Consider the following 25,420-nt stretch of genomic DNA (forward strand, 5'->3'; position numbering starts at 1 on the left):
TCTGCGACTCGTCATATATTACTACTGTGAATAATTTATGTATAAATTATTCTATTTTATACAATATCCTGTACCCTTGAATAACTGTTTTGAAATAAAATTACCCTGCTAACGAAATATTCCTAAAAATCCTGTCAACAATACCACAACTGCAAATATCATTCTATATACTGCAAATATTCTCATAGGTTTCTTTTTCAAATACAGGATAAACCTGTCGATTACTATTAAAGCCACTAAAAATGATACCAGAAATCCCACCGCAAGAGAGATTATTTCTATAGATGTAAGGCTTGCCATACCACCAATTTTTAAAATCTCCAAAGCGCTCATCCCTACCATGACCGGAATTGCCAGAAAAAAGGAGAATTCAGCAGCAGCAACGGTAGAAAGTCCCGACACCCATCCGCCTATAATTGTCGAAGCTGAACGCGACATTCCTGGAATTATGGCCAGACATTGAAAGGTGCCGATTATCAGGGCCTGCTTTGCTGTAATACTCAATCCCCTGTCTCTGGAATTTTTATTTCTAAATTTATTTTCAGCATATATCATCCATATACCACCTAAAAACAAAGTTATTGCCACAGATACCGGTACAAACAGATATTTATCTGCCAGATCACCCAATATCAGCTGACAGATAACTCCAGGAATACAGGCAATAAATATCATGAACCAAAATTTAAATCCCGATTTTTCATATCCAACTTTCTGCGGAAAGAAATTTACAAGAGTTTCTTTTATTTTCTTCCAATACAGTATTACTACTGCCAGTATAGCTCCAAGCTGTATAACATATGTGTACATTTCAACATAAGCAGGGTTGTCCCCTCTAAATCCCATCAAGTTTTCAAAAATCACCATATGTCCTGTTGAAGACACTGGCAGAAACTCCGTTATTCCCTCTACTATTCCTAATATTATAGATTTTATTATTAAAAATATACTGTCCATGTGATCATCCTTTTCTATTTTTGTAAATATTTTATCCGAACGCTACCATTGCTAATACTTCCAACTTCTCAAAGTGAGAGATAAGCACTGCTGCACGCCTGGATAAGGTGATTCTTAGGTTCACAGTGATTTACTTATAAGAAAAATCTTTTTCAAGAATCTAAGAATCATTTGATTTCATCCATGTATTTATCTGTTTGTCATATATGTTTCTTGCACATGCAAGATATAACAGCTGAAGTACAAGGTAAATTGAAGATATAGCTATGAAATATCCTGAAAGATTATCTCCTAGCAAATTGCTCAGTGACTTTATTGCAAATATAGAATGACTTACTGCTACTGCAAAAGGCAGCAAAAACATTATTGCACATTGGGTTCCTACAGTTCTTTTTATTTCATCATTGGATACCCCCATTTTCTTTAATGCTGTAAATTCATGTCTGTCCCTCTGTATCTCATTGAAAATCTTAAAATACAGTATACTGCTGGTTGATATAAAAAATATTATAGATATAAATACCCCAATAAACAATAAAAGTGACATACTTCTTACAACAGGCATATATTTTATAACTCTCTCTGAAAATAATACTCTGTTATTATGGGCAGATATCTTTTTGATCTGCTCTACTGCATTGGAAGCATTTTTCCAATTTTTTATATTGTATCCATAATAAATCAATCTTTCACCGTCAGGAGTACTTTTAAATATACTATTAAATACATCATCGGCTACAACAGCAGTGTTAGTATTTTTATCATCACTATTTATTATTCCTCCGCTTGTTTCATCCTTTATTTTAAATTTCAAATTTTTATCACCGGCGGTCAGAGTCAAATATTTTTTGTCATCTATAAAGTATTTGATCCCCATATTCCCCATTATATTATAGGTGTGTATAAATACCTCTCCATTTTGCAATTGTACCTTGTTTTTGTCAAATTGAGAAGCCATAGCATTGTAATCTGAATTGGACATAATGTAAAAATCTTTTTTATTCTGAAGCTCACTTGATGTGTCTCTTTCACCATTTTGGGCTTTTATTAGTGGAATTCTGTTTTTATACTGCAGTTAGTGACCATACTCTTTTATTGTTTTTTCTATTTCTTCAGATAACATAACATTATTAGAAACAGGCTCTCTTTCAATTATACTAAAATCCTGTGGAAAATTTTGCTGTATGGCTCCTAAAATGTTTTTTTGTATGGAATATACACTTACAGAAGCTGTTAATGTAACCGCACTTAAAATAGATGCTATAAATAAAATCTTTGCATTATCTTTTAGTTTATATATGATTTGGGATAATGTTATGAAGTTAATCCCCCTATAATAAATTTTTTTATTCTTCTGAAGCCCGTTGGTAAAAAATACGCTGAACTGAGAATACAAAAGATAAGTTCCCAGAATAACAAGAATTAAAATAGGAAGCATGGTAAACATTATAGCCATGCCGGAATATACAGCAATTATATATCCTGCAGCTATAAGTACTATAGAAAGCAGAGCTTTAACTTTGGAAAACTTCGGCACTGGTTTGGGAATTCTGTCCCCTTTTAGTAATTCTATTATATTGTCATTTTTTATTTTATAGCTGACTATAAAACCAATTCCCTGAAATAAAACAAAAAACGCAATCAGTGTTATGATAATTGCTTTAGCTGAAATTACAAAAGGTATTTCTACATTCAAAGCTAAAATCACCGTAATAGCCATGAAAAACAATTTGGAAAACAACATCCCAAATAGAATACCAGTAGCTATAGCTGTAAGAGACACAATAACATTTTCAAGTATCACATATCCCCTTATCTGTCCCCTGGTAAGTCCGAACATGGAAAGAAGTCCAAACTCCTTTTTCCTTGATTTCAGGAAACCTGAAATAGAATAAGTAGTAAATACCAGTGCAAATATAATTATTATGGAATTGCATAAAAACATAATTTCCGAGGCCATGGCTCCCATGCTTCCCATTATATTTACACCCTTCACCTGTGGGTTGTATATAAAATTTGCAAATATAAAAAATATGGTCACCACCAAAGTATTGCTCAAGTAGTACATAACATACTTATTTAAATTTCCCATAATATTTTTATAGACTATATTACGGAATGTCATTATAATTCCCTTCCAACATTGAAAGTGAATCCATAATTTCTTTAAAAAAGCTCTGTCTGCTATTTCCCCTGACAATTTCAGAAAAATATTTTCCATCTTTAATCATCACTATTCTCTTGCAAAAACTTGCTGCAAAAGGATCGTGGGTAACCATCATTATGGAGGTTCCCTTATGTTGATTTAAATTTTCCAGTGCTTCCATAACATCCTGAGATGCTTTTGAATCAAGATTTCCTGTGGGTTCATCTGCAAGTACAATAGACGGATTGTGGATCAAAGCCCTGGCACATGCTGCTCTCTGCTGCTGCCCGCCTGATACCTCATAAGGTCTTTTAGTAAGAATGTTTTTTATATTTAAAATTTCTGCAATATTATCCACTCTCTTCTCTATTTCCCCTACCTCCAATTTATCCAGAACCAGTGGAAGTATTATATTTTCCTCTATTGACAACGAGTCCAGGAGATTAAAGTCCTGAAATACAAAACCCAGTTCTTTTCTTCTAAAAAGTGCTGCATCTTTTTCACTTAAATCAGACGGATTTGTTCCATTTATCAATAATTTGCCTGAGGAGGGTGTATCAATAGTAGCCAATATATTCAAAAGAGTAGTTTTCCCGCTTCCAGAGGGTCCCATTACTCCTATGAACTCCCCTTTTTCTACACTTATATTGAACTTGTCAAGAGCTTTTACTCTGACTGCTGCGGTTTTTCCGCCATATATTTTAGTTATATTTTCAGCTTTTAATACTGCCATAATTTTCTTTTCTATCTCCTTCCAAAATAATTTGCCGGCTAACCATATTATAAAAAAAATAGAGAAATCAACATATCGATTTCCCTTTCATCAAGCAATTTTATGTTACAATCTTGTAAGATTATAATTTAAATATATTTTTCCCTCTATAAAATACTATTGAAAATTCAGTTCCATCACCCTGTTTTGATCTGACAAACAATCCATGTGAAAGTTTATCACATATTCTTTTGGACAAATACATGCCCATCCCAGTAGATTCCGATGTCTTTCTACCATTTTTCCCTGTAAAAAAGGCATTAAATACTCTGCCCAGATCTTCCTTTGGTATTCCAATTCCATTGTCTTTTATGGATACAATCACCTTTGATTCTTCCTCCATTATTTTAAACACCATGGATTTATCCTTTTTTTCTACAGCTTTAGAATATTTTACTGCATTGATTAGTATTTGATTTATTACAAAGGCTATCCATTTCTTATCTGTTTCTACCAATACGATTTTATCACATATTATTTTAGGAAATATATGAATTCTCTATTCCTATCTGTTCAAGTTTTTTCCTAAGCCTTGTCATATTCACTGAAAGAGTATTGTCATCTACAAAATCTATATCGTTCCAGAGCACTTCAAGCAAAGTTTCTCTTGATACAATTTTATTTCCATTTTTCAGTAGAGAATGCAATAGCAAAAATTCATTTTTACTCAATTCTATTTTTTTATTATTAAATTCAATCATATTCTGATTTATATAAACCAATAATCCATTGACCTCATATATGTCCTTAGAAGTATTTTCCGAATAGATCCCATAAACTCTCCTTATGACACTTTTTATTTTAGCAAGCAGTACATCATAAGAAAAAGGCTTTGTTATATAATCGTCTCCTCCATTTTCTATTGCCATTACCTGATCCATATCCGAGTTTCTGGCTGAAATAAAGATCACAGGAACATTGGATAGGGTTCTTATATTCCTGCACCAATAAAACCCATCATAAAATGGAAGATTTATATCCATAAGTACAATTTGGGGCTTACAATCCACAAATTCATTTTTTATGTTTGAAAAATCTTTTACCATAAAAGTTTCATAACCATATCGTTTCAGAAATCTTTCAATTAATTCACTTAATTTTTTATCATCTTCTATTATCATTATCCTGTACATATTATCAAACCCTTGTTTACTAGAATAAAACCCATCTACCATAGTCGAATATGGTATCATAAAAATAACACTGCATTGATTGTTACTTATTATATCTTAATTTACATAAAAGAACAAATCCATCAACATTCCACCTTGTAATTGACGAATTCCTGAAGTCTATAATCCCTGTGCATAAAGAATACCTTTTTTTATTGCTTCTGCTTTGGGATTTTCCCAGGCCATAGAATGTCCTGCTGATTTTACGATTTCAACATTTATCATGTGTCTCTCCAACTCAGTTTGGTCATCATCCGGCAAAGATTTCTCACCAAAAATGAATGTCCTTTTACATGGCAGCGAATATAATATTTCACGCCATGACGGCTCTGCTCCGACAACCGCTGACTTTGAAATTCTACTAATCGCTGTAGAGGAGCAAACTGATAATGCGGATGCCCACATAGAATTTACACTAGAATTTTCACTGACAACTTCATCAAATATTCCATTTACAAAATCCTCTTCCTTATAGGTTCCAAATTCATAACTTAATGAGCCCTGACTACTTTTATCCAAATTAGCTTCACTAAGAATAATTGTTTCGATATTCTCCCTACATTTATTGGCAAGTTCAAGTGCAACAGCTCCGCCTAAGCTATGTGCAAAAATAATAAACTTATAAAGCCTTAGGTCTTGTACAAAATTATACAAATATTTCGCATGTTCCTTTACAGTATATAAACAACTATCTGGTTTATCACTAAACCCACTGCCAAGCAAATCTATTAATATTCGCCTGTGATTTATTAAACAGATTTGTGATGCTACTTCAGGATAATCAAATGATCCAGCACAGCCCAATCCATGAATAAATAATATTGGTGTATCCTTACCAGGTAAATCATGATACCTAATCTTGTTGTTCATATTGTCTACTATGTATTCTTTCATAAAAATCCTCCTGTTAAATATAAATACTTAAAATCTTCTTAAGTAAATTGGAAATTTATCTCAAAGATTATTTTCCTTGAATTGTAATGTATTTCCTCTTATAATATCCTCGACCTTAACATTTGGATTGTGATATCTTGTACGTCCGATTGTGCTTTTGCCATACTCTATTGCCTCATATGGACACCACTGAATACAGGCAAGACACCGCTCACAATGATGCTGCCAAATCGGATTGCGTTCTTCCATTTTTATATTATTTACAGGACATACTCTAGTGCACAGACCGCAGCCGCTGCACTTTCCACTCACCTTAAATTTTTCGTCCCATTCGGAGATACCTTTGTACAAATAACTACGATTGGCTATCTTACTGAGAAGCCTGGCCTTTCTTTTAACCGGCTGAAACTTACCATCAACAACTGCCTCGGCGGCTTCATCCGCCTTTTCCATTGCATTTTTTATCAGCTTTTGCACAACGTCAGGAGCGAAGGCCTGATACTTCACGATATAATTCCCTGGCATCTTTACTCCGGCTGCATAGGACAAACAAACACCCTTTTCTTTCAAGATATCGTCCAGCATTCCCAGAGTGTCTGCTCCATTTCCACCGAAATTTATAAATGCAAAGCAGTAAGTTCCTTTAATGATATTGACGTTTTGTACAAAGCGTTTTACAAGTCTCGGTAACCCGATATAAAAAACGGGAAAAACGAAACCAATCGGATTATCAGAGCCACCGATAGGCTCATCCGTTGCTCCTGCAGCCATAGACTTAATTGTGCAGTTTCCAAGTCCCTTTGCCATTTGTCGGGCTATTGTCAGCGAATTGCCCGTAGCGGAAAAATAATAAATTGTCGGCTCCATTACATACGCCTCCTTTATAGATCATTTCTGAAAGTAAATATTTTTAAATTTTATTATCATAAAAAGTTGCCTGTTATATTTATACTGAATTGTATCCAATAAACTCATATCCGTAAATGGTGTAAAACTTAATGAATTCTCATAAAGTTCAACATGATTATCTTCCCAAATTTCTTGAAATAAAATCTCTACCTCTGCTTCTTGCTCAATACCATTCAATTTCTAATGATACATTGGGATATACTCTTTATTAAAGTACGATATTTTGTCATATACAGTAAATCTATTATTTTTAGCCACTATTTTTTCCTAATTACGAGTTTCTATAACAAGTGTCGCTTTCTTTTTAAGTACTTGAACCAGATTTTCTCTTGTTACTGCATTTGGTGAATGAACGATTGAGTTGCCTATATTAAACACAATATCAAATTGTTGCTGAAAGACACTTGGTAGTTGTTCAGTCGCCATATCTCCATAGAAAGCATTATACAACCAGTTCATTTTATTATAATTTCGTTACTAGTGTGAATTACTATAGGTAGATTATATCATCTTACAAAATGCTCTGCATCCTCTAAATATAAAAATAAAGCATTCGTAGCAAAAACATAAGTACATTGAGGAAGAGAAGCGACATATAATGGATGCACAAAAAAACAAGACTGCTCAAGTGGAATTAATTACTAATTTTACTGTTCGTTACTTCTATAAACACCAATCTTTTTCCGTTGTAAGCTTTTAATATTCATTTTAAAGAAATAAAAGAATAGTAGCCCCCTGTGCAAATGGTCGCTACTATTTTTATTAAGAAATTTAGTGTTACCAGTTGCCTAAGCAACTAAGTTGTATACTACAGGATGTTAGTGGCTTCACAAAAGTCGTGGTTGAATCATTATTTAACAGTAAACTGATACCTTAATTCATTCACTAAAGAAGTACCATCTTTTGCTTTAACACCTTTTGTAATATATAAGTAATACGTTTCTCCTGATTTATAAAGCTCTACAGGAGTTACCTTTAGTAAATTGTCTGAACCATAGCTTATCTCTACTTCTACTTTTATTCCCTTGGAATCCACTACATAAATATTATTCTTAGTAACTGTAGCTGCATCTGCTGGCTTTGTGAATTTTATCTGCCATTTTTTATCTACACCCACAGTATCCTTCATTACTGTAGTTCTCCCCTGGAAATAATTTTCCGGTAAACTTATTAAAACAAAGCTGCTGAATTTATCTACCCAGATAGATATACCCACTACATTTCCTTTTTCATCATATACAATAGTTCCTTTATCCACCACATTTTCTCCATCACTATGATGAACCATAACTGCTAAGGAAGAAAGAAATTTATCTAATTCTTCTTTTGAAGTTGGGAGTTTTGATGAGTCTATGGGTATAGTTATTTTTACTCTGCCTGTAATATTGGCTTCTATATTAAGCGGTGCTGCAATTATCTGCGCACCTGAAGCTAATTGTAAAATTAATCCCTTATATTCTGCAATTTTACTGCTTTCCTTTTCTTCACTGACTTGTACCTTTATGTCCTGCCCCTTTGATTTCTTAATGGTTTCTGCCGGCAGCTCTAAAGAAGCTCTTCCTGTTTCAATTATCAATGACATATTGTTACTTGCAAACTGAGCCATTGAAGTTGATGGAATCTGTGCCTCTGTCTCATCTGCATTATCTCCTGGTATATCTGTTATAGCTATGACTGCAGTTATACTCTTTACTTCTAAGGCTTTTTTTACTGTTACTGCTGCTATACTTTCATCCAATACTAAAGTATCCTTTTTAGAACCATCACTACCCGTTATTCTTGTAATGGTTGCCTGTACTGCAGTGCTTTGCTGCCCACTATTTCCAACTAGTACTGGTACTTGTCTAGTTTCAGTTGTAGGTTGCGGGGGTGTATAGGGCGGTATATAGGGTGGCACATAGGGTGCTGCTCTTGTTACTGTTACTGTATATGTGTTTGTAGTTCCATCCTGTGCTGTTACTACTACATTTATTGTATTAGCTCCAACATTTAAATTCACTGCCTGTGACACTGGATTTCCGTTCACTGTTACTGCCGCATTTGCTTCATTTACTGTTGGTGTCACAGTAATGCTTGTCACTTCATTTCCCACACTTGCCGTATAGATTGTTGTTTCTCCTGTAAATACTGGACTTAATGTCCCGCTGCTTAAGGTGAGACTTTTTAATGCTGCATCATTTGATGCTGCTCTTGTCACGGTTATTGTATATGTCTTTGTGGTCCCGTCCTGCGCTGTTACTAATACAGTTATTATATTATCTCCAACATTTAAATTCACTGGCTGTGAGGGTGAACTTCCATTCACTGTTACTGATGCATTTGCCTCATTTACTGTGGGTGTCACAGTAATACTCGTCACTTCATTTCCCACAGCTGCTGTATAGCTTGTTGCTGTTCCTGTAAATTCCGGGCTTAACGTGCCGCTGCTTAAAGTGAGGCTTTTTAATGCTGCATCACTTGATGCTGCTCTTGTCACTGTTATTGTATATGTCTTTGTTGTCGTTCCGTCCTGTGCTGTTACTAATACAATTATTGTATTATCCCCAACATTTAAATTCACTGCCTGTGACGCTGGGTTTTCATTTACTGTCACTGCTGCATTTGCTTCATTTGCTGTTGGTGTCACAGTGATACTTGCCACTTCATTTCCCACATTTGCCGTATAGCTTATTGTTTCTGCCGTAAATGCTGTGTTTAATATCCCGTTACTTAAGGTGAGACCTTTTAATGATGCATCATTTGATTTTGCTCTTGTCACTGTTATTGTATATGTCTTTGTTGTGACCGTTTTGTCCTTGGAAGTAGCAACAATATGGATTTCTTTTGCTATACCGGCATTCAGGGGAATAGATTCCGAGGTGCTGCCGCTGGCAGAAGCATAGTCAATTCCGTCTGATGTAATTTCCATCGTTGCACTACTGTCGTTTACTATAGTCGTCACCGTGACACTGCCTGTGTTGTTATCAACATTCACATTATAATCTATCATACTAGGATCATATGATAACGATCCACTGCTTATTGCAAGACTAGTTAATACTGGCTTAATCTTTATAGTCCCTTGAGCCATGTCTGACCAATCCCCCATACTGTTCATTTCCTCAACATATAGTGTATGCGTTCCCGAGTAAAGAGAAGCCTGCGGTGTATAACTTTCTGATGAAGTATTTGTCCATTCTGCTGCATTATCAAGCTTATGTCTGTAATAACCATAACCTGTGGCATCACTCCAGCCCCATGTGGGCATGGTATTTTCCGTTTCAGAGGAAGATACTGTTACTGAAGGCACAGGAATTTTTTCGAATGAATTGGTTGAATCAGTAATTGTTACATCATTTAGTGGCATTATAAAGCTTGTTCCGCTAATTGATATACCATTATATTTCAGATTCTCAGCTGTAAGTGTATAACCTGGAGCTGGATAAATACTAATGGCTTCTCCTGGTATGCCAGCATTGGTGCTTAAGCCTATAGCTTGGTTAACAGAGCCGCTTACGGTAATGTTATAAGTAGAAGATTGTATATATGAAGCATCCGAAGGGAAACCCATACTGCCTGACTTATAATAATATTTCATATCTGAAGGACACCCTGAAAATGGTAAATAACTCTCAGTAGTCCAATTGGGCTTATATATGGATAGGTAACTCTTTGATGTTATCTCCAAGTTTTCCCCCCATTCACACTGTACATGCGACTTTCACCGCATACAGCGTTCCAACTAATTGTGTTTTACTTTATTTAACTTGAGATTTGAATATCTGAATTTCCTACTAGCTTTCTTAAAGAATTTACCTTTTTCAAACCTTTAATATCCAAATTTATTTTATCCATATACTTATTGATAGTATCTTCTACTGTAGCATGGATTAGTTTATGTGCATCTGTACATACCCAAATTAGGTTTTTGTACTCATTTGTGCCACCTAGCTCTCTAGGGTTCTTATGGTGACATTCCATATCTCCTATTTTAAGATATTCACCTGTTATTCCACATTTACCTTGTTGTCCTGCTATAAGTGAAATTCTATTATCATTATATTCAGTAGAGTTATATTCACTTGCGTTTCTTAGAGCATACTCAATAAGTTTATTTAGATTTCCTCCTAATTTTTCATGTATAATTTTTCTACCCTCTATTGTATAGTTATTTGTTTCTTGGGTAAAATTCATAGGAGGTTTAGTTTTAATTCCATATATGGGGAATATTGTGGTTTCTGATATCGTGTATTTTTTACCATTGTATTCTCTATATAGTTTTTGGTATGCTTTGGATATTTTGTGTTCTTTTTTCATAACATTCTTCAATCTGTTATACAAGGTTCTTGTAACTAAGAAATTGATTTTCGAGAAGTCAAGATTTACTTGGGTTGCCATTTTATAGTAGTTATGACTTCCTAATATCATGGCATTTAGCTTGTTGACTTCTTTTGGTGTTGTTTTATTCTTAATTTTCTTTATTTGTTCTTTAAGGTTTTTGATGGTTCGTTTTTTTTGACTTGTCACTCATTCTACTATTACAGATATATCTATTGTTTTTAGTCACCACTTTGAGTTTGATGCCTAAAAATTCTGTATAGTTTCTTCGTAAATTAGTGATTTTAGATTTTTCTGGACTGATATCTAAATCTAATCTTTCTTTGAGCCATAACCTTGTAGCCTTGAAGATTTTCTGTGCTACTCCATAATCCCTACAAAATATCTTAAAATCGTCTGCGTATCTGACAATCCATATTTCTTTAAGATTAGATTTTTTAATACTAGCATACTTATTATAATCTTTATTGAAGTTGTACTTGGTTTTGTATGTTTCCCATTGACTACTAATCCACCAATCCAATTCATTTAAAACTATATTTGATAATAATGGACTTATAATACCACCTTATGCAAAGTTGGAGATTATGCGAAGTAAACCTCATCAGGCATTGGTTTAACTGGGTTCTCTGAAGATTTACTTTGCATAATATCTCGACTACTTTAATTTAGAAAGCCAATTTAGTAATGACGCATCTTCACTCCAATCAGGCAGGTTGATATCAACTAAATCGGGATAAGCACTCTCAATTGCCTGACGTTTTAACTCTGTATCACACTTAGCATAAGTCTCTGTAGTTTTGATGTCCTCGTGTCCTAAAAAATCCCGGATATATATCAGATTGACTCCGGCTTGTAGCAGATGCATTGCTTTGCTGTGACGAAACATATGTGGTGTTACTTTTTCAGGGACAATCGTTGAGATTCTTCTTGCTGAGCATACATACTGTGAAATAATGTATGCAATACCCTCTTTAGTAAGTTTGTTATGCTGCTTGTTCGTAAATAAGGGGCAGTCACTTTTCCAATTCACGTTTAAGGAATTTTCCTGAATATAGCGTGACAATAAAGCAAGTGCATTTTTCAATAGTGGAACTCTACGTACCTTATTTCCCTTTCCAGTAAGAATAAGAACTCCTGGATTATTCAACACAACATCACGCACCCTTAGATCGACAAGTTCCTGTACTCTGCATCCAGAATCATAAAGGATACTTAAAAGGGTTAAATCACGACGTCCTTTTGGAGTAGTCTTGTCTGGCTGGGATAATAAGAGCTTCATAGCCTCTGGTGTAAGATGCGGTATTGATGGTTTTTGTGTCTTCTTAATCGGCAGTGAAATCACTTTTTGAAAATGAAGAATTCCCTCTGGTTCCTCGTACTGCGCATAGCGAAAAAAGGAATGTATAGCTGCAAGTCGTTGGTTTCTAGTTGAAATACTACATTTTTTGCTTGTTTCCAGCCACTCAAGGAAATCCTTAATCAATCCATGCGTCAGCATGTTCAGGTTGAGTCTTTCAACAGGCATATTTCGTTGTTCCTGACAGTATCTAATTAGCAGTTTAAAGGTATCCCGGTAGGATGTTATTGTATTTTTGCTAGCATTTTTTTGTCTTGGCAGGTATTCAGACAAGAATCCAGTAAGGTGTATTGCAAAATCAGTAGGTTTCACCAGCATCACCTTCCAATTCGGGGATAATGTCTGGATAACATCCCTCTAGCTTAATAGATATATCGGGGAATACATCAGCAGTCATTCTAAGGTAATATGAAGTTTCATTAAAGGAGTCGTGTCCCATATATGTCTTCAGTATTGGAAGGTAAACTGAAAGGTCTTTTTCTTCTAGAACCCATTTTTTCAGACAGTGGCATGCAAAAGCATGGCGAAAGTCATGAACTCGTGGACCCTTGCCGCGGCCTCCATGTGAAATTCTAGCTCTCCATAGAAAGCGCCTAAAGTTGTGATATACATTACCTATAGTCATTGGCTTGCCATCCAATCCGGGAAAAAAGTAATCGCTACGCTTGGAAATCACATGGACACATTTGAAGTAATCGCGACAGCGACTTGTTAATTCATCCGACATTGGAACTAGACGGCTGTTGTCTTTCTTGGAATGCTGGATGGTTAGTACTCCATCCCTAAGATCTACATCATCTATTTTAAGTAGTCTTGCTTCTGAAGAGCGAAGACCGCATGAGTAGATCATTCTAAAGAATACTGGCATAATCAAGTGTCGTTGTGGACATTCGCTGACATAAGGACATTTGTCTGTCTCATGGAAGAAACGCTGCAATTCATCTACTGTATAAATATATGGAACGTATTTCTCTTCAACCGGATAGTAACCTTTTGGAAGAATATATGCATTTATTCCTATACTATCCAAATATATAGCAAACTGTCGAAGTACTGAAGCTCTTGAGCATTGATTAGCTTGTGCCTCATAAATCTTCTTAGAGCACCAGTCTAAAACTATTTCTCTTGTAAGTTCTTTTGCTTTAGAATACTTTTTAGCAGTAAATGCAGAGAATCGCAGGAGATGCTCTTTCTCAGTTTTATACTTATATCCGATTGCTTGTTTTAACTTAACATGGTTTTCGATATACTGAGCAAATGGGCCTTTGAAAAAATAATCACTCATGGTTATCCACCTCCGGTGTATTCAGGCAGCATTCCTTCAGCTTATTTAAATCTACTTTTAAATAAACTGCTGTGGAATCAGTATCCGTGTGACCAAGGATATCTGAAATTACTGCGAGAGGTGTGCCATGTTCAAGCATTCTCGATGCTGCAGTATGTCGAAGCGAGTGCATACCCCGACGTTTTTTTAGTGTTGGCAGATGGGCAATTACCATGTAGTTCTTGATTAATTGAGATAAGTGATCCCCTTCTGAAAAAGGGAGGAATGGTGCCATATGTCTTACAAATACAATTGATGAATCAACCTTTGGTCGTCCATATTTCAGATAATCAATAACAGCCCATCCTACTTCAGAGGGAATTGGAAGAGTAACTGTTTCTCGCGTCTTTGATTGTACGAATACCAACTTCTTCTCTTCCCAGTGAAAGCAATTAAACGTCAGGTTTTTGATGTCAGTAACCCTAAGTCCCAGCATACAAGCGAGAAGAATGATGGCATAATCCCGTTTTCCTTTTGGGCTTCCACGATCAATAGCTCCTATCAGTGCGACCAATTCAGCCTTTGTCCAAACGGAAGGAATGCGTGTCTGCTTACGTGCTTGAACCATCGGTGTCTTTGCAGCTAAATCAGTTTTTAAAATGTCCTGCTCGAGAAGATATCTCAAAAAAGTACGTATTGAGCAGATATTCTGTTCCACAGTTTTATAAGTGTAACCAGCTAGAGTTCTGATATAGCTATGTATAATTGAAAGGCTGATATTACGGCAATTACAGATGCCCTGTGAAATAAGATAATCCATAAATCGCTCCGCTTGATTCACGTAGTGATCAATAGTTACCTTAGAATAACTCCTAGCTTCACAGTAACTTTTGAAGTCACTGCTGATTTTCATAAAGTATGGATCAGTCAAAAGATCTCTGTATTTATAATACCGCCTTAAAACGGTATTATGCATTTGGAAATCGCCAATCATTCTGATGATACGAAGTTCCTGAGTATCCTTTTGGCACAAGGTTTTATCAAAATCCTTTTTAAAAATCTGAAAGTATTTTTCTACAAAGTCTATTCCCAATTGTTCGGAGTAATAAGTTTCGTTACGATTTTCTGCAAACTTTATGATTTTCTCCCAACGATTACGATAAAACTTCATAGAGCCTTCAGTGTAGCCTAATCTCAGTAGCTCCTGTTCTAAATCTAGCAATAATTCTTTAAGTGGTTTTCTATGCATATAAAATGCCTCCTTCAATAATTTTTTAGTTTTTACATTATTATCATTGACGGAGATTATGCAAAGTAAAACAAGTGTAATACCTGCAAGAATGCGGCAATTCAAGGTTTACTTTGCATAATTACTTTCTTTGCATAAGGTGGGTTATGCGAAGCTTTGCATAATCCACCTTGTGGTGTACCTTTTGTTGGTATTCCTACCCCTTGTATTTCTGATTTTACTATTTTACCTAATATGCTTATTAAATTTTTGTCTTGTATACCTAAATTCCATATTTGTTTCTTAAGTTTACTATGGTTGACATTATCAAAGAAACCTTTAATATCAATATCTACTACATAATGTAGGTTGGATTTCCACATCAAGTAATTACATCTGGCTATAGCATGACCTGTAGACCTATTTGGTCTGAATCCATAACTATGTTTGTGAAATTTAGCTTCACATATTGGCTCTAATACTTGTTTAATACATTGTTGTATTATTCTATCTTCTATACAGGGTATTCCTAATGGTCTTGTTCTGCCAGTACCATCCTCTTTAGGGATATCTACTCTCCTAACACTTTTAGGGTAATAGTTTTGCAATTTTCTTTGTATATATTTAACAAAGTAATTGCTATCCATTTTCTCAAAGTAGTTTATATTTAATCCATCAGTTCCTACCGTTACTGAACCATCATTTCTTTTAATATTTCTATATGCAAGTAGTATATTATTTTCTGATATAATGTATTTCATTAAATCAGAGAATTCATAATTACCTTTTGACTTACTGTGTAAATTATCGAATATATCTTGCATACCATAATATTCATTATTTCTTAGTTTTTGTTTCTTCTTTAACAAGCTTTCCTTCAAGTCTGTTAATCCTCCTTGATGAAGTTTCACATCTCTTAGTCGTACCCGAACCTTGAATTTATTCAGTTATTCAATTTTCAAACAACAATTAGTCTAGTGGCTATTGCTCCATTTCCATTACAGAAACTTCTCAGCTTCATGCCACCACTTTCACTTAGATTAAGATAAGTTATAGATTACTCTTTTTCCTATCAATACTTCATAGGTAGTAAAACCTCCATATTCTAAGCTTCCCTTGTTCCGTTATCGCTATCTTTTACATATATCCGTAGGTTTTTGGTATGAGCCTGTAAGCCTGATAGTGCCTGTAACACTATATGGATTTTCATAATGGCAAATTTTACTCATCCACACTTACCACACTTTTTGTGTTATACCCATTTCTAGGTATATTTCGTCTAGACCCTTACATTCCCAAATTCGTCAGTTACTTAGTAACATACTAACCATAGATATTTTATCAACATCCGACCTATCACCACTCGACTACCTCTAGTTCGCATTTCGTGTAGGAATGATATTTCATCTACTTACGGTGGTTCTCAGCCGACTTCACCGAGCTTTTAACCCCTTAGTATTTACTTACTACGACGCTAATCGGAGTATTAATGGAAACCCTTCAAGGCGTTACCCTTTCATTTGATTTCTTGCAATAACAGTTCTAATTTCTGAATTTAATCAGCTAATTAGGCTAATCTTTTCAATTAGCAACAAGTCGCACTGCCATCAAAATAAACGCTTCTTAGGCTACTACAACCTGCAAATGCAAGATCTCCAATAGAAGTGACACTGCTTGGTATTGTTATACTTGTCAGCATTGAGCATGACCGAAAAGTATTGCCTTCAATTGAAGTTATGCTGTTCGGAATTACAATGCTAGTTAAATTTTTACAACCATCAAATGCATAACTTCCAATATAGGTGACACCGTTTGGAATTACCATATTGATTATGCCAGAACCTCGAAACACCCATTCTCCAATATAGTTTACGCTTTTAGGTATTATTATGCTGTTTAGCCCAGTACATCCATAAAATGCATAGTGCCTAATATCCTTTATGCTATTTGGCAGCTGCACACTGGTAAGACTGGTGCAGTTAGAAAATGCATATTTCCCAATAGCAATAACATCATAAGTATTGCCGCTGTTAGTGACAGTGGCAGGAATAATTATGTCCCCGCTATAACTGCTATCGACATCAGCTTCTAAAGCTACTTCTACAGTCCCTTTGTCTCCGCCCGTGGGTTCAGTTATTATTGTATAAGCTATACCGTTGTATTTAAATTTATCTCCCACAGCGGCGCTTATGCTGTCCCCTTTAACTTGCAAAATAACTGCAGACATAATCGCTGTTATTAGTATCACCCACAGTACCTTTTTAAAATCATGTAAAATATATGATTCCATTATTTTTTCCCCCTGAATAAATTATGAATGGTTTATTAATCTCTCAGCATAAACAAAATATTGTCTATTGTAATTCTTAAGAGCCATATAGTTGATTCTGAAGCATTTGAGCTGTTCCAGCAGATTGCTTTATCCTCAAGCTTTACTTCTTTGAATCGATTCAAATCTTTCAAACTGGAGTAGGGTATGGTTTTAATTAACCTCTGCATATTAAACAATATTTTACTACCCTGCTCAAATTCTATCAGCAGCGTATAATCGTCATTTGGTATTACACTTATTATCCTGCTCATAAAACCATCTCTTTAAATTTCCAATCATTTGAGCTATTAGTACAAAAAAATACTCCATATATAATTATATGGAATAATTTTTTTTGGGGTATACGCCATTTGGCGTATCTTTACAGAATTTTTATATAAAATTATCAATTCAAAACTATATTAATCCGTTCATTTGAGCAATTTTTATCGCTGAAACCTTTCCGCTAGTTTCAAGTTTTTGGTAAATATTTTGTAAATGTGTTTTCACAGTACCCTGTGACATAAAAAGACGATTTGCAATTTCCTCTCTCTTTAAGCCTTCCGCTGTGAGTGAAAGTACCTCTATTTCCCTTTGTGATAGTTTAACCTTTTTTAATTTAGCACTGTTTAGACTTTCAACATATTGCTCACTGAAAACAAGTATTCGTTTTATATATTCATTATTAGAATCATTATGTGCTATTGCTTTTACCATTGGCATTATATGGGTTGCATTTTCCACAAAAGGCATTATGATGTCATCTGCTTGTCCTTTTACAAGAGCGCTTTCCATTACTGCTGTTCCAGTCTTAAGCCCATACAGCTGATATTTCGCTGCCGCTTCAAAAATACTGTTATGTATGAAGGCCAATTGGTTGCTAAAAACGGAAAAATAATCCACAAAGCTCTCTGCCAACATCTCAAGCTTCACATAATTTCGGGACAACAGCACGGCCTTCCCATAGACTAAATAATTAAATGCTATTCCCTGATAAAAAAAGTTAGCAGAACTCATATCTCCTATTTGAAGCCAATAGGGTATTTTTTCAGCCTGATCAAGATTAGCATATGTATATCCCTTACATATATCAATAGTTGTATTATAAATAGGATTATTTACTTCTGCAATATCTTTCTCCAACTGCTTAAGCATTTCAATAGCTTTTGTTATTTTTCCCTGTAATATATAGAGCCTTATCAGATTAAAATTTGCACAAATAATAATGCTATTTTGATCCTTTGTTTTAGCCTTATAAATAGCCTTGAAACTGTTCAGTTCTGCTGCCTGCCAGCCACCAGTTTCAAGTTCATATTCTGCTAGGGCCAGATACTCGGAGCCAGTTCCGCATCCATCTGCATACTTAGAATGTACAGGGAATTTATTGATGATGGTACTTAATATTTTCTTAAATGTACCCTGATCCCTAAAATATATGTAAAGCAAATGAGGTGATCCAAAAGTAAACTCATTTTCCCTAAGCAATATATAGGACTGTTCCCCTTTTAAAAGCTCTAAAATAAAATCGTTTCTAGAAGAGGTTTCTTCTATATGATTGAACATTATAATTTTCCTAATAATATTGGCTTCTGCAATAACACGATTTCTATACCTGTCATCTATATTTTTCATAAGTTCAAAATCCTGCTCCAGTTGATCCAGTCGTTTTGCACACACTGAAATGGTACCTTGATTTCCTTTTACTATGGCAAATAAGATATACTGCAAATATGCAATTGGATATTTATTCAGCAATTCTTGTGGTGCTCTACGGAACATTTCAAGAGAATCTTCAAAGTCGATAAGCTCATTTCGAATATTAGCTGGATTATTTAAATGTGTAAGAATACTCTCTACAGCTCCAGCACGATTCAGATAACTATAGGCAGTTAAGAACTCCTTTCTTTCAAGATACCACTGGCCAAGGCGTCTATATAACTCTTGAAGCTCTTCTTTTTTAAAATGCTGTCTAATCTTTAAAAAATCTAACATCACATTGTGAATTTTATATATTTTGTTTATATCATCGTAGAAAACAAAGGAATTCTCTCTATGAAGACTTTTTAAAATTTCATGGGTTTTCTCCTCCTGAGTAACAAATAAAACTTGTTCTACAGTAAAACTATCCATAATTGAAAGCTTTAGCAAAAAATTCTGAAGAAATTTATCATAACTGTTAAAAAGAACTTTTTCAACTAGTTCATCAATAGTATCATTGATTCCAACTGGAATACCTTTTTTCAGTGCTACCAGTATCATATATATCAATGAAATCCATCCATCTGTGTATTTACTGATATTTGATAAATCAGCTTCTGATATAGTATTTGTCATCATTTTGCAATAACTATAAATCTCATCGTCAGTAAATTTTAATTGCTGTTGAGATATAACATGGCACATCCCTTTTAAATATAAATCTGTAAAATTTATTTTAGTTGTATCCCTAGTAATAATCACTATATAAAGGTTATCCATATCTTCTGAAACAATCTGAAATAATAGCGTACTAAATTGCATATTAGATAAAAGATGATAATCATCTAAAAGCAAAACCGTCTTTTCTTTAAATTCAATTTCACCTAATACCGCCAGAACCTTTGCTGTCTGTGGCACATCAACAGGAAATCCAAGTTTTTGAAGTCTTGTTCCTACCTCTTCATCTACTTTACTTATTTCACTTGTGAATTCATGCCATAAAAAAGATAGAGGTTCTCCTGTATTAAGGAATGTAATCCATAGAGGCTTCTGCTTTTTAGCTGCTAAAAAACCCTTAACTGCTGTTGTTTTACCAAATCCCATTGGAGCTTCTACAATAGTGAGAGGATAGTCGTAAATGGCTGATAGGATACGATTTATACGTTCTCTTTTTAATAACTTAATCTTCAAAGTAACACCTTCAATTTAATTTTTTATTATAGAATAGCACATTTTCTGATTTCAGTTGCCAAAATTCTATAAAAATGTATACGAATGTATAAATATATATAAATTTGTTTAATTCTCTATTCATAGTGTTCGATTTTGTAATCCTAAAAGGATCCTTTTATAATATTGGTACACAAATTTCACAGTAATGCTTATTTATCATCTGCATTGCATAGCGTTCAATAATAGGTCTTCTATTATCAAATTCATAATTTCTTTTTAATAACTCTGGAAATATCTCCATCCATGCTTTTTGCATAGCATCTACCGTATGACTTATTTTAAATACGCAGTATTTTCCACCAATAGTCTTTCCAAAATTAATATACTTATTGTCAACCTTAAATTCACCTGAAACAACTAAACATGTATCATAACGACAATCTTTAGATTCTGTGAATTGAGGGTTATCTTGGACTATTCCTAATATGATTGAACTTTCATTTAATAAATTTTCTTCTCTAGCCCAACTTTCTAATTGTTTCATCATTTGCACATTCTCTGAACCGTAAGATCCTGTTCTTCGTATATAAGCAACTTTATATGATGGTATTATTTCAATATTAGTATCCATAACTTACCTTCTTCTTAAATAAAGTACACCGGTGCCTGAATTCATCATATAATGCTTTAAAATATATTTCAACTTATTTTTTAAAATTGCAAAATTAGAAAATTACTGCCTGTTTTTTAAGAGAGCGTTTTGCACCTTTATACTCATATTGATTTAATTATTTCTTGTATCTTTAAAAAATGATCTATCTCAATTCCTCACTACCGTTCATTTCATCAAATTTATTGTTATTTGTAACTACTTCCCATAATCTTTTAATATCTGCTTTAAATACAGCAGTGATTGTTGATTTTCTCATAATATACATTCTCCCTAATAAATTCGAATTTATTTATTAAATTTTCCAAGTCCCAGACATTGTCTCCGTCTTCAATGTATACAATTATTCCACAGTCTTTTAGTGAAAATTCATCTATTGTTTTTCTTTCTAGCTTACCTATGTTATTGTATACATTTTTGAAATATTCCTCAATCCCCTGAAGTGCTTCTCTGTTTATATGTAATTTCTTCTTCAGTAGTTCAATATCTTTTAGTATCTTAATAATCCTTATATTACCATCCTCCAAATATAAAAATAAAGCATTTATTGACTTTTATATCAACAAATGCTTTTCTTCTTTATAATATATATTTAAAGTTACAGATAATACTAACTGTAGAATTATCCTATTAGACATGCTATAATTTATTGGTACAATCAAATACGTTGCCTGTGGGCTACTGGTATCACTCATCCCTCTTGAAGGGAGGTGATACAATGAGTAATGACATCTTAATGTTACTTTTTGAAGGAGGGCTTTTCCTCATTTCACTGTTAACATTCATAGTATTACTTATTAAAGAAATAAAAAAATAGTAGCCCCGTCTGCAAATGGTCGCTACTATTTTTATTTAATAAACTTAGTAATACCAGTTGCCTAAGCAACTAGATTGTATACTACAGGATGTTCTCAGCATCCTGTTTTTATTTTTCTCTCTTTGTATCTATATTATAACACATTTTATGATTTAAAATCATATATTTTATAAAAGTTTTCATCTATATTAACTTTCATTATATCCCTCTGAACCCGGTTATATTAATCCATTTCACAAAAAAGCTCCGTAATTTATGGTACGATTCACCGTAACATAAGTAACTGCGGTTTTTATATCCGTACAAATAACTGGATAACTTTGGTGCCTGACATCTATCTTAATCTCTTTCGAACAGGAATCCAAACTTCACCATAAGCATAATCATTTTTGACTTTATCCATTTTAGTAAAAGAAAAAGCAGGGGCGTTGATTACTTCATAATTAGAAGAGGGAAGCCATTCTGAATATACTTTTGCCATTGTTTCTTGTAACGTAGAAGGAAATGGTCCTTCACTTGGGAATATTGCCCAAGTATATGCATCAACTGTCACCTTTTCTAATAAATTACTTACTTGATTTTCAGTGGTTAAAATGCCTATCAGATGAGTTAAATCGCCCTCTTCTTTTAAGAAATTAGCGTCAGCCTCATAAGAAGCATTGACGATTTCATAAGGTTCAATATTTTGAAGTGAATGCATCTCTTCTTTTTGTTCATCTGTTATGCTTTCTGCAAGCTTTACAATCTCATTATTAACACCTTCAAATTGCATAGGGACACGTTTACTTACACCGACTAAATTAAATGCAGATTTGTCTTCAATTCTAAATTCCATATTACTTCCTCCTTTGACGGTTATTATGAATGAAAGTTTGGGAAACGATTTACTTATACCTTTTCTCATTACATCTGAGGGTAAAAAACCACCCCACTTTTTAAATGCTCGAGTGAAGCCATCCATTGACTGATAACCATATTTGAAAGCAACATCTGTTACTTTTTCTCCATGTAATAAATCCATACTTGCTTCCGACAATCTCCTGTTTCTGATATATTCACTAAGTGTTAACCCAGAAAGATAAATAAATATCTTTCTAAAGTGATAGTCAGAAACCCCGGCATATTCAGAAATTTTTTCAAGAGATAGATCATCGGTTAAATGATCTTCAATATAGTCAATCACACGATTTAATCCGATTAACATTGCCTCTCTCCTTTCATATTTACATAATACCAAAGCTACTTTAACTATGCTCGACTTTATTAGCACAAAAAATATCGAATCGTTGAGTGCCATCGAGTGTAATTTCATTTTTCTGAGATTTCCCAGTCTGCCAACTTGTCAACTCATTTAAACTTTTGACAAAACAAACAGTCCAGAAGCATTGATACATCATGCTTCTGGGCTGTTTTCGTACTTACTTGTGATATGGCTCTCCCTTCATTATCCTAAACCCCCTATAAATCTGCTCCAGAAGCATTATTCTAAATAATTGATGGGGAAAAGTCATCTTTGAAAAACATAGTTTATAATCAGCCCTTTTTAAAATTTCACTGGAAATACCAAGGGAACCTCCAATTATAAAGACAATATTGCTTTTTCCTGAAAGTCCTAGATTTCCTACAAATTTCGAGAACTCTTCAGAGCCCATCATATTTCCCTTTAAATCAAGAGCTACCACATACATATTGTCATTTATATGCTTAAGTATTTTTATACCTTCCTTTTCCTTTATAATATCCTCTTCACTACTTGAAGCATTGTCAGGAGTTTTTTCATCTTGTACTTCTATTATATTCAATCTACAATATCTAGAAAGTCTTTTAGAATACTCCTCTACTGCAGCTTTAAGATATTTTTCTTTTAACTTTCCTACGGCAATTATGGTAATGTTCATGTTATCTCCACTTTCATATATTTTGTTTAGTTATGAATCACTTGATTTAAATATGCCTTAATTGATTTAAAATACTTTTATACTCTTCTTCAAGCATTTCCTTATCACAATTTGGCAGTGACATTTTAGAAATAATTTCAGTAAGTCTCATCTGCAAGATGGACTTTTCCATGTTGTAATTACTGCTGTTATTTTTCAGCTCTTGCTTCTCTTCAAATTCTTTTAGATTCCCATGAAATTCTGTTATTTGTCCATTTTTCAATAACATTAAGCTGTCTGCCACCGAATTTATAAATTTATTATCATGGGATACAAATAAAACTGTACCTTCATAGGTTTTAATAATATTTTCAAGAGCCTCAATAGATTGCATATCAAGATAATTTGTGGGCTCATCAAGAAGTAATACATTAGCCTTTGAAACAAATAATTTTGCAAATGAAACTTTTATCCTTTCCCCTCCGCTGAGTACGCAAACTTTTTTATATACATCATCACCAAAAAATAATAATCTTGCCAGAATTGTCCTTACTGAGCTTTCACTTTGAATTGAATCTTCCATTACATTTTCAATTAAGGTTTTATTATAGTCTAAATTTTCAAACCTCTGACAGAAGTAACCTATTACCGCTTTAGGTACAGCATATATTGGATTAAAGTGATTATTTATAAGATTTAGCAATGTAGTTTTTCCCGAACCATTATTTCCAACCAGAGCAGTTTTACTTCCATTGTATATTTTAAAATCAGTATTATTTAAAATAACATTACTGTCATAGCTGAAACATATTTTATTTCCAGATATAACTACTTTATTTCTAGGAGGATCAGTCAGTGAAAAATCAAGCTTTACTTCTGGAATTTTATCCAGTTTTTCCTTAACCTCCAGCTTCTCCAGACGGGTTTTCATAGTTTTTGCTGCCCCTTCTACTTTTTTTCTTCTTTCATAGGTTTCCCTCTTGTGAAGTCTTGCTTCTGAATTTCCCATTCTCTTTGGAGCTTTTTTCATAGATTTTGATTTATTTTCTCTCCCTGTAATAGCCTTCTGAAGCCTTGACTTCTCACTTATATATTGAGTATATTCATTTTGAATGCTTTTCCTCTCTATAGATTTTTGTTTTATATATGAGGAGTAATTTCCTTCATAAAAGACAAGTTTTCCATTTTCTATTTCTATAATTTTATTGCAGAGTGAATCCATAAAGTCCCTGTCATGGCTTATTAAGATAAATGTTTCTATATTGGATAATTTTTTTTGTAAAAGTTTAATGCCATCATAATCAAGATTAGAAGTAGGTTCATCTGCCAGAAGCAGCTCCCCCTCCTTACTCAATGCAGCTGCAATATTGAGTTTGGTATATTCTCCTCCACTTACATTGTCTTTATCAATTTTTTTATCCACTTTAAACTCTTTTAATATTTTTCCATCAGCTGTTATGTCCTCATTTGAAAATTGTTTAATATATGCTATGGAACAATGCCTGTAAATGATCCCCTCATCTTCTTTTGCATTTCCTGCTAAAATATTCAAGAGAGTACTTTTACCTGCACCATTTCTCCCTACAACTCCTATCTTATCTCCACTTTCTATTTTTAAATTCTTAAAAGATAGAATCAATCTATCTCCATAATATTTTTTTAAATTCCTAGCTTCTAAAATAAGCATAAAAAAATCTCTCCTTTGCAAAAGCTGGAAAGATAAATGAAAAACAGGTACATAAATAATACACTACAATTAAACTTATAGTACTGTTATTATAATACTTATATTATTGTTCCATTTAAACTAATCCAGCAAAATAAAGGCATGTCTTGCCCATAAAATTTAAATACA

Annotated in this window: 21 protein-coding genes and 2 pseudogenes; 1 reads left to right on the forward strand and 22 read right to left on the reverse strand. The window is 33.7% G+C overall.

Translation table 11 applies throughout. The features are described 5' to 3' along the window. Window positions 1-108: 108 nt before the first annotated feature. From BS101_RS12920 to BS101_RS13015, 19 genes and pseudogenes are all read right to left on the reverse strand, one after another. Window positions 109-957: an undecaprenyl-diphosphate phosphatase gene (locus tag BS101_RS12920; RefSeq protein WP_073539195.1), complete on the reverse strand. Its 849-nt coding sequence runs from the start codon at window positions 955-957 to the stop codon at window positions 109-111. A gap of 160 nt (window positions 958-1,117) precedes the next feature. Then, window positions 1,118-3,082 (reverse strand): annotated as a pseudogene (locus BS101_RS12925) (FtsX-like permease family protein). After that, on the reverse strand, window positions 3,069-3,836 hold the full coding sequence (locus BS101_RS12930; protein WP_073539196.1) for an ABC transporter ATP-binding protein: 768 nt from the start codon (window positions 3,834-3,836) through the stop codon (window positions 3,069-3,071). Before BS101_RS12930 ends, BS101_RS12925 begins: the two are co-directional and overlap by 14 nt. Before the next feature lie 121 nt (window positions 3,837-3,957). Continuing rightward, a pseudogene (locus tag BS101_RS12935) lies at window positions 3,958-4,374 on the reverse strand (ATP-binding protein); the annotation flags it as partial. Then, the gene (locus BS101_RS12940; RefSeq protein WP_073541325.1) at window positions 4,355-5,008 is read right to left on the reverse strand and encodes a response regulator transcription factor; all 654 of its coding nucleotides are present in this window, start codon (window positions 5,006-5,008) and stop codon (window positions 4,355-4,357) included. The pseudogene BS101_RS12935 and the gene BS101_RS12940, both read right to left, overlap by 20 nt. A 159-nt stretch (window positions 5,009-5,167) precedes the next feature. After that, entirely contained in the window at window positions 5,168-5,941 is a 774-nt protein-coding gene (locus tag BS101_RS12945; RefSeq protein WP_073539198.1) for an alpha/beta fold hydrolase, read from the reverse strand. 60 nt (window positions 5,942-6,001) lie between these two features. After that, the gene (locus tag BS101_RS12950; RefSeq protein ID WP_073539199.1) at window positions 6,002-6,808 is read right to left on the reverse strand and encodes an EFR1 family ferrodoxin; all 807 of its coding nucleotides are present in this window, start codon (window positions 6,806-6,808) and stop codon (window positions 6,002-6,004) included. 892 nt (window positions 6,809-7,700) lie between these two features. Next, on the reverse strand, window positions 7,701-10,517 hold the full coding sequence (locus BS101_RS12960) for a cadherin-like beta sandwich domain-containing protein (protein WP_073539201.1): 2,817 nt from the start codon (window positions 10,515-10,517) through the stop codon (window positions 7,701-7,703). A gap of 74 nt (window positions 10,518-10,591) precedes the next feature. Continuing rightward, the gene (locus tag BS101_RS22370; protein ID WP_242951261.1) at window positions 10,592-11,356 is read right to left on the reverse strand and encodes an HNH endonuclease signature motif containing protein; all 765 of its coding nucleotides are present in this window, start codon (window positions 11,354-11,356) and stop codon (window positions 10,592-10,594) included. Then, window positions 11,319-11,690 carry a reverse transcriptase domain-containing protein gene (locus BS101_RS23875; protein ID WP_073539203.1) on the reverse strand — a complete coding sequence of 124 codons (372 nt, stop codon included), beginning with the start codon at window positions 11,688-11,690 and terminating at the stop codon, window positions 11,319-11,321. The genes BS101_RS22370 and BS101_RS23875 overlap by 38 nt, the downstream gene beginning before the upstream one ends. Window positions 11,691-11,825: 135 nt before the next feature. After that, on the reverse strand, window positions 11,826-12,839 hold the full coding sequence (locus BS101_RS12975; protein WP_073539204.1) for a site-specific integrase: 1,014 nt from the start codon (window positions 12,837-12,839) through the stop codon (window positions 11,826-11,828). Further along, entirely contained in the window at window positions 12,826-13,812 is a 987-nt protein-coding gene (locus BS101_RS12980) for a tyrosine-type recombinase/integrase (protein ID WP_073539205.1), read from the reverse strand. Before BS101_RS12980 ends, BS101_RS12975 begins: the two co-directional genes overlap by 14 nt. Continuing rightward, on the reverse strand, window positions 13,805-15,040 hold the full coding sequence (locus BS101_RS12985) for a site-specific integrase (protein ID WP_073539206.1): 1,236 nt from the start codon (window positions 15,038-15,040) through the stop codon (window positions 13,805-13,807). The genes BS101_RS12980 and BS101_RS12985 overlap by 8 nt, the downstream gene beginning before the upstream one ends. A 101-nt stretch (window positions 15,041-15,141) precedes the next feature. After that, window positions 15,142-15,900: a reverse transcriptase domain-containing protein gene (locus tag BS101_RS12990; RefSeq protein WP_431732540.1), complete on the reverse strand. Its 759-nt coding sequence runs from the start codon at window positions 15,898-15,900 to the stop codon at window positions 15,142-15,144. Window positions 15,901-16,604: 704 nt separating this feature from the next. Beyond that, a complete protein-coding gene (locus tag BS101_RS12995) occupies window positions 16,605-17,309 on the reverse strand; it encodes a leucine-rich repeat domain-containing protein (protein WP_073539207.1) in 705 nt (234 codons plus the stop codon). Between the two features lie 35 nt (window positions 17,310-17,344). Then, on the reverse strand, window positions 17,345-17,602 hold the full coding sequence (locus BS101_RS13000; RefSeq protein ID WP_073539208.1) for a DUF2442 domain-containing protein: 258 nt from the start codon (window positions 17,600-17,602) through the stop codon (window positions 17,345-17,347). A 145-nt stretch (window positions 17,603-17,747) separates the two neighbouring features. After that, window positions 17,748-20,219 (reverse strand): LuxR C-terminal-related transcriptional regulator, encoded by a 2,472-nt coding sequence (locus BS101_RS13005; RefSeq protein WP_073539209.1) that lies wholly within the window; start codon window positions 20,217-20,219, stop codon window positions 17,748-17,750. A 157-nt stretch (window positions 20,220-20,376) separates the two neighbouring features. Continuing rightward, a complete protein-coding gene (locus BS101_RS13010) occupies window positions 20,377-20,832 on the reverse strand; it encodes an AraC family transcriptional regulator (RefSeq protein ID WP_073539210.1) in 456 nt (151 codons plus the stop codon). Between the two features lie 266 nt (window positions 20,833-21,098). Continuing rightward, the gene (locus BS101_RS13015; protein ID WP_242951262.1) at window positions 21,099-21,398 is read right to left on the reverse strand and encodes a hypothetical protein; all 300 of its coding nucleotides are present in this window, start codon (window positions 21,396-21,398) and stop codon (window positions 21,099-21,101) included. A gap of 209 nt (window positions 21,399-21,607) precedes the next feature. Between BS101_RS13015 and BS101_RS24395 the strand changes: the two genes are divergently transcribed. Further along, window positions 21,608-21,688: a putative holin-like toxin gene (locus BS101_RS24395; RefSeq protein WP_254904849.1), complete on the forward strand. Its 81-nt coding sequence runs from the start codon at window positions 21,608-21,610 to the stop codon at window positions 21,686-21,688. Between the two features lie 334 nt (window positions 21,689-22,022). Here the strand turns inward: BS101_RS24395 and BS101_RS13025 are convergent, their stop codons facing one another. The 3 genes from BS101_RS13025 to abc-f form a co-directional block, all read right to left on the reverse strand. After that, window positions 22,023-22,892, reverse strand: a complete 870-nt coding sequence (locus BS101_RS13025; protein ID WP_073539211.1) for an AraC family transcriptional regulator — start codon at window positions 22,890-22,892, stop codon at window positions 22,023-22,025. A 214-nt stretch (window positions 22,893-23,106) separates the two neighbouring features. Continuing rightward, complete coding sequence (gene rlmH / locus BS101_RS13030; protein WP_073539212.1) at window positions 23,107-23,586, reverse strand: 23S rRNA (pseudouridine(1915)-N(3))-methyltransferase RlmH; 480 nt, start codon at window positions 23,584-23,586, stop codon at window positions 23,107-23,109. A gap of 46 nt (window positions 23,587-23,632) precedes the next feature. Beyond that, window positions 23,633-25,252 carry a ribosomal protection-like ABC-F family protein gene (abc-f, locus tag BS101_RS13035; protein ID WP_073539213.1) on the reverse strand — a complete coding sequence of 540 codons (1,620 nt, stop codon included), beginning with the start codon at window positions 25,250-25,252 and terminating at the stop codon, window positions 23,633-23,635. Window positions 25,253-25,420 lie beyond the last annotated feature (168 nt).

The sequence above is a fragment of the Clostridium kluyveri genome, from assembly GCF_001902295.1.
Lineage (GTDB): Bacteria > Bacillota > Clostridia > Clostridiales > Clostridiaceae > Clostridium_B > Clostridium_B kluyveri_B.